We start from the raw sequence: 14150 nt of genomic DNA on the forward strand, positions 1-14150 counted from the left end.
TGTGCCGCCCGTTTTTTTGTTTGCCGCTGGTCCCGATCTTAACGGGGCTCGTCCCAGAGGCCCTTGAAGATGGCGTAACAGGCCAGCAGGAGCACAATGGTGAACGGGAAACCGGTCGAAACCGCCATCGCCTGCAGGGCACCGAGCCCGCCGCCGATGAGCAGGGCAATCGCCACCAGCCCTTCGAATGTGCACCAGAAGACGCGCTGGGACATCGGCGCATCGACCTTGCCGCCCGCGGTGATCGTATCGATGACCAGCGAGCCTGAGTCCGATGACGTCACGAAAAAGACGATCACGAGGATAATGGCGATGAACGAAGTGACCGATGCCATCGGCAGGTCCGCAAGCATGCCGAACAGCGACAGTTCGGGACTGTAGCTGGCAATGACATATTCGCGCACCTGGCTGCTGCTGTCCGTCAGAACCTGCTCGATCGCCGTACCGCCGAAAGCTGTCATCCAGAGAACGGAGACTATGGTCGGAATGATCAGGACGCAGGTGACGAATTCACGCACTGTCCGGCCGCGGCTGACACGGGCGATGAACATGCCGACGAAAGGTGACCAGGAGATCCACCAGGCCCAGTAGAACGAAGTCCAGCCCTGACGGAAACCATCATCCTCTCGGCCGAATGGCATTGAGAGAGGGATAACTTCACGGGCATAGGCGCCGAGGTTGGAGAAGAAGCTGGACACGAGCGTTCCGGTCGGGCCGGCGATGATCACGAAAACCAGCAACAGGGCCGCGATCAGCATATTGATCTCGGAAAGGATTTTGACGCCGCCGTCGAGGCCGCGCAAAACGGAGACCAGAGCAACCGCGGTGATGCCGATGATCAAGATCACCTGGGCCGTGATGCTGACCGGAATGCCGAACACGAATTCCAGACCGGCATTGGCCTGCTGGGCGCCGAAGCCGAGCGAGGTCGCAAGGCCGAACAGCGTCGCGAAGACAGCCAGTATATCGATAATATGACCCGGCCAGCCCCATGTGCGTTCCCCGAAGATCGGGTAGAACACCGAGCGCATGGTGAGGGGCAGTCCCTTGTTGAAAGAAAACAGGGCCAGTGCCAGCGCGACGACCGCGTAGATCGCCCAGGGATGAAGTCCCCAGTGGAAGATGGTCGCTGCCATGCCCATGGCCTTCGCGGCGGCCACATTTTCCGGGATGAGGTTTCCATCCGCGTCGAAAGGCGAAGCCACGCCGAGAGGTTCGGAGAACGCCATGTGATAGACCGGCTCAAGCACCCCGAAAAACATCAGGCCGATGCCCATTCCGGCAGCGAAGAGCATCGCGAACCAACCGAAATAGGTATAATCGGGGTCCGCGTCCTTGCCGCCGATACGGACCTTTCCGAGCGGTGTCACGATGAGCGCCAGACACACCAGAACAAATACGTTTCCGGAAATGATGAAGAACCAGTCGAGACTGGATGTCAGCCACTTGCGCAGCGAGTCGAACAGCGGTCCGACTTCTGTCTGGAAGGCGAGTGTCAGAAAGACAAACGCCACGATCGAAAGGCCTGAAACGAGAAAAACCGGATTGTGGACATCAAGATTGAATGGACCGACGCTGGTTTCGATATTGTCCTGGCCAATCTCGTAGTCCGTGTCGATGATGCCGGCGGCTCCCTCGGGGTCGGGGATGCCCGGGCTGGAATCGTTGTCGCTCATGAGCGCGTTCCTTGTTGTTCGAGAGTTCCGTTTACCTGACGAGGAATACGGAGACGTCCGAATGTGTCGCGATGCGGCCACCGTTGGAGGGCCAGACATGATCTGAAAGGTTGGGAATATGCGTTTGCATCACCACCAGATCGGCACCGTTCTCATGTATTGCCGTCAGCAGGGCGTGTTCCATATCCGCTGTGGGGTCATGAGAAAATATGGCGTGACCGGAAGCCGTTATCCCGTGCTTTTCAGCCTGTCCGGCGGAATAGGATTCGAGCTTCTTCCGGAACTCTTCCGGAGTGTGCGCAAGGGCTCCGGGCGCCGCGGAAGTGACCGCGGCGAAGACGACCGGTATGCTGTCCCTTTTCGCAAGGTAAGCGGCTACGGAAATTGACTTTTCCAGTTTATCCGCATGGCTCAAATCGATTGGAATGAGTAGTTTTTTAAACAAACGTCCCTCCTCGTTTTTCCAGGGCAAGAATAGATGGGAATCTTGCCCTTCATCCGGGTTGGTGGAGGTGCAGTTTTTTTTAAAAACGTTCTACTTTTATCTTGGTTCCCGACCGTCCCTGACCACTTATCCTAGAGTGGCATATGCCACATGGAACGTCAAAGAACGACAAACACACCTCCCTGAGCGACGGGAAAGGGCGGATGATGGCGGATTCAAACTGTGTGGGGAGGGAGCTCGCGGGCAATCAATCCGATGTCGAAGCCGGTTCGGGAACGAAAACGACACACTTGTTGCGACCGGAGCTCTTGGCTTGGTAAAGCGCAGTGTCCGCCTTCTGCATCAGCGTGGAGAATTCGATGTCTTCACGGGCGGTGACGGCGAGACCCATGCTGCAGGTGATCGTCTGGTCGACGTTTTCCATCTGGCAGTCTGTCAGGATTATCCGGCGCAGTCTTTCACAGACCAGCAAGGCCTCTTTCTCCTGCGTTTCGTGCAGAAGGAGGCCAAATTCCTCACCACCGACCCGGCCGAACACGTCGACAGCCCGCAGCGCATTGCTGATGGATTTGGAAAACTGTCTCAGCACCGTGTCTCCGGCGGCGTGTCCGAAGCGGTCGTTGATCTGCTTGAAATTGTCGATGTCCAGCATCACGGCGGTGAAGGGCTGCTTTGATCTGCGGAAGCGCTGAATTTCCGTGTTGGCGCGTTCCAGAAACGCGCGCCGATTGAGGATCTGTGTCAGGTCGTCGATACTCGCGACCCGCTCCAGATTGGTCTTGGCGGTCATCAATGCCTGGTGGTCGCGCTGGCGGGCGATCTCGTGACCTATCCAGTCCGCGAACTGACGGACGATCTGAATGTCAGCTGCGGTGAAGTCGCGTTTGCGGGCGGCGGGAGCCGAAAAGTTGATGGTTCCATATGGGACACCATCGACGAGCAACGGCGCGCCGATATAGGTTTCCAGGGAAAACATATCGTAACAGGGGTGCTCGGAGAATGCCGACTTCGAGGCATTTGCCGTCGCGAGCGGTCCGTTGGCCTTGAGGGTCAGCGCACAATATGTATCGCCAAGCGAGAAGGTTGCGCCGGAAACAAGCTCGCCCGCAGGACTATGGGCGTAAGCGAGTGTGTAAAGGTCTTCGGTAATGTTGCTGATAATGCCGAATGGCAGCTCGAAGTGTTGACAGCCGAGCCTCAGGATCTCCGCGATTTTTTCCTCGTGGCCGAGTTCGCGGGTCGATGTGATGGCATAGAGTTCGGCCAGGGTCTTTTCGGTTTTCTTGCGATCGGTGATATCGTTTATCAGGACAACAAGCGCATCGACACCGCCCAGGTCGTTAAAGCGCGGATTGCAATCCAGCTGACATTCGCGCCGGACCCCGTCAGGAAACTGCAGGCTGATTTCCGCGGCAACCTTCTGCCCCCGGTGCGCTTTTTTGATGATCGGTCGCAACGCCTCGCGTTCCCTCCAGGGCAGCCGATCTTGCAAGGACGTTCCGATCAGTTCGTCGGGCGAACCGTCGAACCATTCACAACCGGTCTTGTTGATGAAGACGCATAGTCCGTTGGGATCGATCTCGGTGATGCCTGCTGAAACGTTGTCAGCCATGAGAGACAGGTTTTTGTAGGCGCTTTCCGCGCGGGCCCTTGCTTCCTTGAGTTCGGTGATGTCGGCGCGAATTCCGGCAATGCCCCCGCTTCGGGTACGGGTTTCCGAAATTCTCAGCCAGCGCCCGTCCGCCAGGTTCTGTTCGATGACGGAGCCGTTCGCTTCACGGTGTTTCTCCAGGCGTTGCGCCACCCATTCATCGTCGCTCAGGCCGTCGGTGTTGTATTGGTTGCGCGCCAGGCCGAAACGCACGATGTCCTCGAACCGGCTTCCTGGAACGATTGCCGCTGTGGAATGGCCGTAGATATCCCGATAGTTCTCGTTGCAAATGATGAGACGGTCGTCGCCGTCATAGATGGCGAAGCCTTCCGAAATTGCATCAAGCGCATCCTCGAGCGTCAAGGCGATGTCGCCGAGCTTCTTTTCCAGCGTCTTGCGCTCACTTATGTCGCGCACAACGATCAGATAACCGGACAGAGTGTTCGCCGAATTGAATATCGGTGCGTGGATGACTTCCACGGAAGTCGTCGTGCCGTCACAGCGGATCACTTCGAAGGCATGGGCCTTTTGCCGGAGTTGCTGGGCCTCGGGAGAACTATAGAGTTCGCCGAGTTCCTCGAATTCCGCGGGGTTGGCGAAAAACTGCTTGGTCTTGGTGCCGGCAAGTTCCCCGGGCTTCGCACGCAGCAAACGTTCCGTGGCTGTGTTGGCATACACGATAATCCGGTCCGGATTGGTCACCAGAACGCTTTCGTTCAGTTCGCCGAACGATTGTTCCAGATCCAGTGTGATGCTTTCAGCCATCTCCGTCCTGCCGAATTCAGTTTCAATCGGTTCTACATTATTAAGGACAAAAACTTTAACAAAGAGAATATGTAAAGCTGTTCATTAGGTTGAGTTTATTTACCTTTCTGAAGATTGATCTTCTCATTGTTATTAATGCTTATATTTATTTATCTTTGATTCTCCTGCAGGAACGCGTCGATTTTCTTAAGTGCAGCTTTGATGTTCTGTGTCGAATTGGCATATGACAGCCGGATGTAACCTTCTCCGAGTACACCGAAATCCGGTCCGCCGATCACCGCGACACCGGCCTCCTCCAGTAAGGCGGAGGCCAACTTCTTGGCAGGCCAACCAGTGTTCTTGATGTTCGGATAGGCATAAAAAGCACCGAGCGGTGTCCGGCAGGAAACGCCCTCGATTGCGTTCAGCCCGTCGACGACCACGCGGCGGCGGGCGTCGAATTCCGCAACCATGGATCGTGCGGCGTCCTGCGGTCCCGTCAGCGCTGCCAGCCCGGCATATTGCGCCGGCGCGTTGACGCAGGACCAGGCGTTGACCGCCAGTTTCCGGGCGTTGTCTATCAAGGCATCCGGCCACAGGGAAAACCCCATGCGCCAGCCGGTCATCGCGTAGGTTTTCGACCAGCCGTCCAGCAGGATCAGGCGGTCGCGCAGGCCTTCGAATTCCAGCAGGGAAACATGCTCCATGCCGTCATAGGTCATTTGCGAATAGATCTCGTCGGAGAGGACGGCAACATCCGGATGGCGTTCGAGGCCCGCGGTCAGCTTTTCTATCTCGCTGCGGGGTGTGACGCCACCCGTCGGGTTGGCGGGGGAGTTGAGGATGAGCAGGCGGGTGTTTTCGGTGATGAGAGAAAGTGTTTCGTCGGCGGAAAAGGCGAATTCGTTTTCCTCGCGGATCGGCACCGGTATCGGACGGGCGCCGGTGAATTCGATCATGGACCGGTAAATGGGAAATCCCGGGTCGGGATAAAGAATGTCTGCTCCCGGCTCGCCGAACATCAAAATGGCCATGAACATGGTGACCTTGCCACCGGGCACGATCACGACGTTGCCAGGATCCGTTTCCGTGCCGTGGCGCCGGAGCAAGTCCGCCGACACGGCTTCGCGCAAGGGAACGATGCCGGTTGCCGCCGTATAGCCGTGCTGCCCGTCCCGCAGCGCCTTTATGGCAGCCTCGACGATATGCTCGGGTGTCCTGAAGTCGGGTTGGCCGATACCGAGATTGATGATTTCGCGGCCCTGTCCGGCAAGCTCGTTGGCTCTGGCAAGAACCGCAAAGGCGTTTTCCTCGCCTATCCGGTCAAATCCGGCGATCGTGTGGAGCATCGGAACCTCCCCCGTTGTATCTGTTTCTATGCTCAAAGGGTATTCGCCAGAGCCGGGTCTGGAAAGGCAGGAATGAGCGCAAACGGTTCGCTGCAGGGCGGGCGTTTGTCAGCTCGCGCGGGAAAATGCAGACCGGCTCTCCCATTGCGCCTTCGATGTGCTTATATTCCCGGCAAAGCAGCCCGCCCTCAGCGGGCGAATTGGAAATCCTCTTGTCAGGAAAATGCATGATGTCTGTGACCCAGGACGCCCGGACACAGATCCCCGTTACCGTTCTGACGGGGTATCTCGGAGCCGGAAAAACCACTCTTCTCAACCGAATCCTTACCGAAAATCACGGTCAGCGCTATGCGGTGATCGTCAATGAATTCGGCGAAGTGGGGATCGACAACGATCTTCTTGTCGAATCCGACGAAGAAATCTTCGAAATGAACAATGGCTGCATCTGCTGCACGGTTCGCGGGGACCTGATCCGCACCGTGCAGAACCTGATGAAGCGCAAGGGGGCTTTCGACGCGATCATTGTCGAGACGACGGGCGTCGCCGATCCGGCGCCTGTTGCGCAGACATTTTTCATGGATGATGACGTTCGGGCTTCCGCGCGGCTGGATGCGGTCGTCGCGGTTGTCGATGCCAGGCATGTCCTTCAGCGTCTCGAAGACACGGAAGAGGCGGAAGACCAGGTCGCCTTCGCCGATGTCATCCTGATCAACAAGACGGATCTGGTTTCGCCCGAAGAACTGGCAAACGTGGAGGCGCGGGTCCGTTCCATCAACCCTTACGCGGTTCTCCACCGAAGCGAACGCTGCGAGGTCGATATCGCCAAGGTGCTCGACCGCGGCGCTTTCGATCTCGACCGCATTCTTTCTCTCGATCCGCATTTCCTGGAACATGGCGTTCATGCAGACGCGTGCGGTCCGGACTGCGATCACGATCATCACGATCACGAACACGGGCATCACGACCATGACCACGGGCACCACCATCACCACGAGGGCGGCACGCATTCGGTCAAAAGTATCTCCCTGAGGGCAGGGGATATCAATCCGGACATGTTCTTCCCCTGGATCAACCAGGTGACCCAGGTGCAGGGGGCGAACATTCTGCGCCTCAAAGGCATTCTGGCGTTCAAGGACGATCCGCAGCGTTATGTCATCCAGGGGGTGCACATGATTGTCGAGGGGGATCACCAGCGTGACTGGAAGGCGGACGAACCGCGGGAAAGCCGGTTGGTGTTCATCGGCCGCGATCTCAACTGGGATGTGCTGAAAGACAGTTTTCAGGCCTGCGTGGCGGAATAGGGATCCAAGTTTTGCCGACAGTTGCACCTGTGGATGTTGACGGCTTTGTCGTCCGCGCCGGTTTCCTGAAGACTTGCGCTTATTTTGCCTCCGGAGAAGGCGGGATTACCCTGTCAGGATCGGGAGAACGTACGCTTCAGCCGCATAAGGCCGGCCTGCTGGCGGCGGTGCCCGCCAGGGATGGCAAGGCGTTGATCACCTCCGGCGACGATGGTTGCATCTACCTGAACGGAACGGATGGGTCTTCGGAATTGCTGGCGGAACGGCCACGCAAATGGATCGACCTGATCGCATCCGGCCCGTCCGGTGCGGTCGCCTTCGCCAGTGGGCGGACGGCCTGGGTGCGCCTTGCCGACGGCAGCGAAAAGGAGTTCGCGCACGAGAGGGCGGTCGGAGGGCTCGCATTCGCGCCGAAAGGCTTGCGCCTCGCGGTTTCCCGCTATGACGGGGCAACGCTGTGGTGGGCCGGTACGGTCGGCGCACCGGTAGAGCTGAGCTGGAAAGGGGCCCATCTCGGCACGAGCTATTCGCCGGACGGAAAATATCTTGTCACGGCCATGCAGGAAAATGCCCTGCACGGCTGGCGGCTGACGGACGGTCAGGACATGCGCATGACCGGCTATCCGGCCAAGGTCAAATCTTTCAGCTGGTCGGTCAAGGGCCGGTATCTGGCGACCTCCGGTGCCAATGCCGCAATCCTGTGGCCGTTCTTCGGGAAGACGGGCCCGATGGGGCAGGCGCCCCTCCAACTCGGCACGCGAGGTGACAATCTTGTCAGTGCCGTCGCCTGCCATCCCAAGGAGGAGGTCGCCGCGGTCGGTTATCAGGACGGCATGGTGCTCATGTGCCGGTTCGAGGACAGCGCTGAAGTGCTGCTGCGGCGACCGGGGAAGGGACCGGTCTCCACGCTGGACTGGGACACGGACGGCACCCGGCTGGCCTTCGGAACGGAAACCGGCGAAGCCGGGATCATCAGTCTGGAGGACTGACTTCAGCCGGGCGAAGCGGTTCGCAAACAGGAGTGACGATGGCACGGATCGTGATGTTGATGGTCATGCTGCTCAGCGGCACGGCAACATCTCAATTGCCGGAATTCTCTCAACAGTACCGCCAGCGGCTTGGCGGTGCGATTGATGCGCTTGAAGAGATCCTGGCGGATTTCCGCAGGGATGCCGCGGAACACGGGCTGACCCCGGTTGAAGCCATCGCCCGCCAGAAGGCCTCCGGCGATCCTTTCATCAGGTCGCGGGGCGAAAGCATGGTCGAGGCGGAAATCCGCTTGAGCCGCTTGAAGCTGCAGCAGGAAGAGCTGCTGACTGCGGGGCCTGTACAGCGAATGGTGGTCTTCGCGCGTGGATTCGATCCGCAATTGGCAAAGGCGACGGCGGAAGATTATGAACCCGCTGTGCCGGTCACGATTGCCGGCTTTACCAGCGCCGGGGTCGGAGCGTTCGCGGGCTTTCTGATCATGCGTCTACTGACCGGGTTCGCCCGGCTCGGGCGTCGCCGCAGGAGTGTTTGACGCCAGAAAATTTGCGGCGTGACAATTGCCCGTTTTCCGGCGCCCGGACAGACCCGGCATCGCCCGGACAACCCTTTTGACCGACGCGCGAAAAATACGCTAAGCAGTTACTTTGAAAGGTGCCTCGTGCACGGCCCAGCGGGAAGGAAACCGGATGGATGCGATCACCCGAATGCGGTGCTTCATTCAAGTAGTCGATTCGAACGGGTTTTCCGCCGCCGCCCGGGAAATGGGACGCTCCAAGGCCCTGGTCTCCAAATATGTCGGCGAACTTGAGGATGAATTGGGCGTTCGGCTGCTGAACCGGACCACGCGGCAGGTCTCGCTGACCGAGGTCGGCGGAGCCTATTACAAGGAAGCGGCCGATATCCTGCAGCGGATCGATGATCTGCAGGCCTCCGTTCAGTCGTCGCACAAGGAGGTCAGGGGACGGCTGCGGGTGTCGGCGCCCCGATCCATGGGCGACGAGATGCTCAACAAGGCGATGATGCAGTTCCTGCTGCAGTATCCGGACATCACGCTGGATCTCAGGCTGGAGGATCGTTTCGTCGACCTGGTCGAAGAGGGCTTCGATCTGGCCGTACGCGTCACCCAAATGGAAGATTCCAGCCTGATCGCCCGCAAGATCGCTCCCTTCCGCGCCGTCCTGTGCGCCTCGCCCGAGGCGATCGAGAAATTCGGGGCGCCGAAGGTTCCGGCAGATCTTCTCACCCGCCCGTGCATCATCGACACCAATCACCGGTTCAAGCAGAACTGGATCTTTTTCGACAAGGGCGAGCGGTTGTCTGTGGCCGTCAAGGGGCCTCTGGAGGTTAACAGTGCGGCGGCAGCGCGGGAGGCGGCGCTGTGCGGGCTCGGTTTTCTCAGAACGCCGCTGTTCTTCGTCAATGAAGACATACGGAAGGGGAACCTGGTGTCCCTTCTCGATGAATTCGAAGAGCCCATGCGCGGCATCTACGCCGTTTACCCGCACCGGCGGCACCTGAGCGGCAAAGTGCGGGCCTTGGTCGATTTTCTCGTGGCGTGGTATGGCCCCGGGCGGTCCCACTGAGGCCGGGACGGCGGCCAGGGTACGGCTGATCAATTAATTCAATGCGATCGAAAGATGCCTGGAGTATCCGTTTTTCTCACGATATGCTCCCGCACAAATCAATTCGTATGAGAGTGATGTTTCAGGCGAGAAAAACAGGTTATGACTTGCGGGTAAGATGTTGTTTACGTGATTGAATGGGGGATTTTGCCGATCTTGGGTGTTTTTATTTCAGTTGAAAAATAACTTGAAAGCAACTTGCAAATTTCAAGCTCGCGTTAGAGACTTGTTTCATGAAGGAATCTGAGGAACAAATTGCCTCCCGTCTGGAACAGGTGTTCTGGAGCAGAGGGTTTGCGGAGCCTAGCGTTCCGGAGCTGCGTGCCGGCGCCGGTGTCAGTATGCGCACCCTTTACCGGTATTTTCCTTCCCGAGAGGCCATGATCCTGGGCGCGCTGGAGCATCGTCACCGCCGTTACCTCAGTTATGTGCGCGAAGGCGTCGCCACGCCGGGATTGGGGGCGGCGGAGCAGCTGTTTGACAAGCTTGGCGGCTGGATGCGCATAACCGACGGCAAGGAGTGTTTTTTCCGTCAGGCTCTGGCGGCTAACCCGGACAGTTCGAGCATCAAGGCGACGGTCACGCGCCACAAGGGAGAGCTGCTGAAGTTTTTCGGAGAGCTCAGCGGGCAGGAGAAATTCGCGACGACCCTCTATATGCTGCATGAGGGCGTCACTTCCTGCTATGCGGAAATGGGAGAAGTTGCCGTCGAGGATGCCAAACAGCTGGTGCGCCAGATGTTCAAGACGGACATCGACAAAAGGCTCTCATAAGTCTCCCACGGCCGCCATTCTGGCTGCAAGGCAGCAAACTCTGACGTCTCACCGATGACAAACCTGTCGTCCGTCCTCCCGGACGGAGCGTAGCGGAGACCCGGGACCGGTGAGCCGAAGTCTGCCTTATTGAGAAAGCGGCTTCGTCAAAGTTTGTGCCTCCCAGGTCCTGGCGCGCACTTCGCGTGGCCGGGATGATGACCGGAACAGATGGACTTTATCAGCAGCCTGACGGCAGCATGAGCCGCTTTTTTTCCAAATGCCGACATCAGTCCTTTCCGGACTGCGCCAGTCTTTCCTCGGCCATGGCGTCCGCGATGGATTCAGGTGTCGTTTCCTGCTGCGCGGCCCGCTCGAAAATGGCTGCAAGCGTGTCGCCGATCGCGACGGTCTTTTCGCGCACAAGCGCGTCATTGCTGCCCGGTGTCGCCAGTGCGATGGAAATGACGCCACCTGCGTTGATCGCATAGTCCGGTGCGTAAAGAATGCCGCGTTGTTTCAGAGCCACGCCATCCCCCGGGGTCTGAAGCTGGTTGTTGGCTGCCCCGGCGACGATCCGTGCCCGGATTTGCGGAACGGTTCCGGCGTTCAGGCCCGCACCCAGGGCGCAGGGAACGAAGAGGTCGGCCTCGACCATATGGGCTTGTGCCGGATCGGCAGTCGCTGCCCCGAATGCCTCAACCGTACGAAGAACGGCGGGTGCATGGATGTCGGAAACAATAAGTCTGGCGCCTGCCTCATGCAGCATGCGCGCAACATCGAAACCGACATGGCCGAGACCCTGCACGGATGCTGTTCTTCCTTCGAGGCTGTCGCTTCCGAACACGTGGCGCACAGCGGCCCGGATCCCCTCGAAAACGCCGAGTGCGGTGTAGGGCGAAGGGTCGCCAAGTCCGGTGGCGCTTGTGCCGCGCACGTGGTTCGTTTGCCGCGCGACGGCTTCCATGTCCTGCGGCGAGACGCCGACGTCCTCTGCGGTGATGTAGGTTCCCGACAGCCGATCCACGTGGCGGCCGAACGCTTCCATCATTCCGGCAGTCTTGTCCTTGCGCGGGTCGGCAATGATGACCGCCTTGCCACCACCCAGATCAAGGCCTGCGAGCGCATTCTTGTAAGTCATGCCGCGGGACAGGCGCAGGGCGTCGGTCAGGGCATCGTACGGGTTGCCGTAAGGCCAGACGCGGCAGCCGCCGAGCGCGGGGCCCAGTGTGGTATCGTGGACCGCTATGATCGCGCTCAGGCCGGTGTCCCTGTCCCTGACGAACACGACGTTTTCATGGTTGTCCATTTCAGGATGGTCGAAAACGGTGCTATGACGGATCGTGGAATGCAAGGCGTTCATGGCTGGATTGTCCGGCTGGTTGAGAATGCAAATATTTTAGGCTTGTTCGAGGGAATAATGTCTTTTTTGTCCTCATCAATTGAAATAAAGAGGATCAAACATTCCGCTTTGTCGATAAAAGGCCAAAATTTGTTCCAAACAGATATTGCGCCGCACACACGCGCCATTTTCCTGCCGTCTTCTGTGGTCTAGGTCTTGTGGCGTGACGTCTGATCAAACAGGTGATTCCGGTGCAATTTTGTCCAGCCTCCTTCCTCAGAGCTGTTGGTTCGGCGGTTCGCCGGATTCTTCTCGGGGTCAGTTTTCTTCCGGTTCTGCTGACCAGCGTCTCGGCGCATCCGCATGTGTTCGTGGAAGCCAGGTCCCGGCTGGTTTTCGACGATCAGGGCCATGCGGTCGCGGTCAACCACATTTTCCGGTTTGACGACGCCTTTTCGGCATTCGCGATCCAGGGCTTCGACACGAACGGTGATGGCGTCTATTCGCGCGAGGAACTGAGCGAGCTGGCGCAGGTCAATGTGGATAGCATGGCTGACTTCGGCTATTTCACATTCGGCGACAACACCCGGATCGAGTTCGATTTTGCCGCTCCCTCAGATTATTGGCTGGAAGTGGAGGCAGTGCCGCTACGGGATTACTGGGCGATGAAGCCGGAAGATTTCGAGGCGATGGCTGAAGACGTGCGCATGAATGGCGGTTCGATGCCGCAAAGCGTCGATCTTCTGGAACTGCATTTCACGCTGCCGTTCACGGAGCCGAGCGATGCGGCCAATCCGATCACGCTTGATGTCTATGATCCTACATATTACGTCGATTTCCGTTTCGGCAGCGAGGACAGTGCCGTCGGCACGGTCAATGCGCCCGGCACATGCCAGGTAACACGCAAGGAGCCGCCGCCTCTGGATGACGCCACAGCCTACGCCCTGGCGCAGATCGGCGCCGACCAGCGGGATCTGCCGCCGGAGCTGCAATCGGCCGCCGCGACACAGGTCAATCAGATGATCGTAAACTGCGCCACCGCCTCGGTATCCGGCGAAGCCCGGGAAGTCTCTGCCGAGGTGGCTGGAAGTGGCGCGACAGTAGCTGATAACGCCTCGGCGTCTCCAGCCGGTGGCGCGCCATCGCGCGCAGAGGCTGTCGTCAACTCGGCCGAGACAACCGTAGCCGTGATCGATCCCGCCGCGCAGAGCATCGTTCAAACAGGCTTTCTGAACACGATCTTCGGGACGATCGCTGTAAAGCAGAAGGAATTCTATCAGGCGCTGGTGGCAAGCCTCAGATCGTTCCGCAACAATCCGAACGCCGTGTGGCTGCTCATGGGGCTGTCCTTCGCCTATGGTATTTTCCACGCGGCGGGGCCCGGACATGGTAAGGCGATCATCACTTCCTATGTGGTCGCCAACAACGAGACCTTGCGCAAGGGCGTTGTCCTGTCCTTCGCCTCCGCCTTCGCCCAGGCGGTGACGGCCATCGTTCTCGTCGGCGGCCTGGCCGTGGTGTTCAATCTTACAAGCCTCGCCATTCAGGATACCGCCCGCTGGTTCGAGATCGGTTCCTATTTGATGATCACGGCGCTCGGCGGATGGCTGCTCTGGCAAAAGGCCGTCCGGCCAGCGCTCAATGCCGCCGCATCCCGGCTGGCAAGCGGTCAGCTTGCCTTTGCGGGGGCCGAGGTCCATGGGCATGATCATCACCATCAGCACGGTCACCATCATCACGGGCACGGGCACGGGCACGGGCATGATCATGGCGATCACCATCACGCGGTGGGGCTGGATGGGGTCTGCGCCACTTGCGGCCATGCCCATGCGCCGACCCCGGAGATGCTCAGCGGGCGTATCACACTGGCGCGGGCGGCTTCCATTATTCTGGCTGTCGGTCTGCGGCCCTGTACCGGCGCGCTGATCGTACTGGTTTTCGCCCTGTCTCAAGGCATGATCGCAGCAGGTATCGCCTCCACCCTGGCGATGGCCGTCGGCACCGGCATCACGGTCTCCCTTCTTGCCGGGTTGGCAGTCGGCGCGAAGGATCTGGCAGTGAGGCTTTTCGGCGAAGGCAGTCCGATGTCCGGCCGGATCCACAGGACCATAGAAATCCTTGGGGCGGCGATCGTGTTCCTGCTCGGCGTGACTCTGCTGATCGCGACGGTCGGCTGGGGGTAGGTGCCGGCTTCTTGAGTGCCTGCTGTACCCACCACACCGCGCTGTCCCGGACCTACCTCATTTTGCGTTATTGGTCCCGGATCAGGTCCGGGACA

The 14150-nt window shown here is 59.1% G+C and carries 11 protein-coding genes; 6 read left to right on the forward strand and 5 right to left on the reverse strand.

Annotated elements, in window-relative coordinates:
• Window positions 1-38 precede the first annotated feature (38 nt).
• The 4 genes from OA90_RS08980 to OA90_RS08995 all read right to left on the reverse strand — a co-directional run bounded on the left by OA90_RS08980 (window position 39) and on the right by OA90_RS08995 (window position 5865).
• Window positions 39-1676 (reverse strand): BCCT family transporter, encoded by a 1638-nt coding sequence (locus OA90_RS08980; RefSeq protein WP_068409590.1) that lies wholly within the window; start codon window positions 1674-1676, stop codon window positions 39-41.
• A 31-nt stretch (window positions 1677-1707) separates the two neighbouring features.
• A complete protein-coding gene (locus tag OA90_RS08985; RefSeq protein WP_068409593.1) occupies window positions 1708-2121 on the reverse strand; it encodes a universal stress protein in 414 nt (137 codons plus the stop codon).
• A gap of 247 nt (window positions 2122-2368) precedes the next feature.
• The gene (locus tag OA90_RS08990) at window positions 2369-4537 is read right to left on the reverse strand and encodes a diguanylate cyclase (protein WP_068409595.1); all 2169 of its coding nucleotides are present in this window, start codon (window positions 4535-4537) and stop codon (window positions 2369-2371) included.
• Between the two features lie 149 nt (window positions 4538-4686).
• The gene (locus tag OA90_RS08995; protein ID WP_068409598.1) at window positions 4687-5865 is read right to left on the reverse strand and encodes a pyridoxal phosphate-dependent aminotransferase; all 1179 of its coding nucleotides are present in this window, start codon (window positions 5863-5865) and stop codon (window positions 4687-4689) included.
• A 230-nt stretch (window positions 5866-6095) separates the two neighbouring features.
• On the opposite strand from OA90_RS08995, the gene OA90_RS09000 reads away from it, so the two are divergent.
• From OA90_RS09000 to OA90_RS09020, 5 genes are all read left to right on the forward strand, one after another.
• Window positions 6096-7166 (forward strand): GTP-binding protein, encoded by a 1071-nt coding sequence (locus tag OA90_RS09000; RefSeq protein ID WP_068409855.1) that lies wholly within the window; start codon window positions 6096-6098, stop codon window positions 7164-7166.
• Between the two features lie 11 nt (window positions 7167-7177).
• Complete coding sequence (locus OA90_RS09005; RefSeq protein WP_068409600.1) at window positions 7178-8155, forward strand: WD40 repeat domain-containing protein; 978 nt, start codon at window positions 7178-7180, stop codon at window positions 8153-8155.
• A 38-nt stretch (window positions 8156-8193) separates the two neighbouring features.
• Window positions 8194-8688 carry a DUF2937 family protein gene (locus OA90_RS09010; protein WP_068409602.1) on the forward strand — a complete coding sequence of 165 codons (495 nt, stop codon included), beginning with the start codon at window positions 8194-8196 and terminating at the stop codon, window positions 8686-8688.
• A gap of 154 nt (window positions 8689-8842) precedes the next feature.
• The gene (locus tag OA90_RS09015) at window positions 8843-9739 is read left to right on the forward strand and encodes a LysR family transcriptional regulator (RefSeq protein ID WP_068409604.1); all 897 of its coding nucleotides are present in this window, start codon (window positions 8843-8845) and stop codon (window positions 9737-9739) included.
• Window positions 9740-10011: 272 nt separating this feature from the next.
• Window positions 10012-10551: a TetR/AcrR family transcriptional regulator gene (locus tag OA90_RS09020; RefSeq protein WP_068409606.1), complete on the forward strand. Its 540-nt coding sequence runs from the start codon at window positions 10012-10014 to the stop codon at window positions 10549-10551.
• Between the two features lie 268 nt (window positions 10552-10819).
• On the opposite strand, the gene OA90_RS09025 is transcribed toward OA90_RS09020, so the two are convergent.
• A complete protein-coding gene (locus OA90_RS09025; protein WP_068409608.1) occupies window positions 10820-11893 on the reverse strand; it encodes a Glu/Leu/Phe/Val dehydrogenase dimerization domain-containing protein in 1074 nt (357 codons plus the stop codon).
• Window positions 11894-12123: 230 nt separating this feature from the next.
• Between OA90_RS09025 and OA90_RS09030 the strand changes: the two genes are divergently transcribed.
• On the forward strand, window positions 12124-14055 hold the full coding sequence (locus OA90_RS09030; protein ID WP_082836943.1) for a DUF1007 family protein: 1932 nt from the start codon (window positions 12124-12126) through the stop codon (window positions 14053-14055).
• Window positions 14056-14150: the final 95 nt, after the last annotated feature.

Origin of the sequence: Labrenzia sp. OB1, from assembly GCF_001624695.1 — a bacterium.
Taxonomy (GTDB): Bacteria; Pseudomonadota; Alphaproteobacteria; order Rhizobiales; family Stappiaceae; genus Roseibium.

Coding starts and splice junctions, on each gene's coding strand:
- OA90_RS08980 (WP_068409590.1), bottom strand. CDS start 1,676: ATGAGCGACAACGATTCCAGCCCGGGCATCCCCGACCCCGAGGGAGCC.
- OA90_RS08990 (WP_068409595.1), bottom strand. CDS start 4,537: ATGGCTGAAAGCATCACACTGGATCTGGAACAATCGTTCGGCGAACTG.
- OA90_RS08995 (WP_068409598.1), bottom strand. CDS start 5,865: ATGCTCCACACGATCGCCGGATTTGACCGGATAGGCGAGGAAAACGCC.
- OA90_RS09000 (WP_068409855.1), top strand. CDS start 6,096: ATGTCTGTGACCCAGGACGCCCGGACACAGATCCCCGTTACCGTTCTG.
- OA90_RS09010 (WP_068409602.1), top strand. CDS start 8,194: ATGGCACGGATCGTGATGTTGATGGTCATGCTGCTCAGCGGCACGGCA.
- OA90_RS09015 (WP_068409604.1), top strand. CDS start 8,843: ATGGATGCGATCACCCGAATGCGGTGCTTCATTCAAGTAGTCGATTCG.
- OA90_RS09020 (WP_068409606.1), top strand. CDS start 10,012: ATGAAGGAATCTGAGGAACAAATTGCCTCCCGTCTGGAACAGGTGTTC.
- OA90_RS09025 (WP_068409608.1), bottom strand. CDS start 11,893: ATGAACGCCTTGCATTCCACGATCCGTCATAGCACCGTTTTCGACCAT.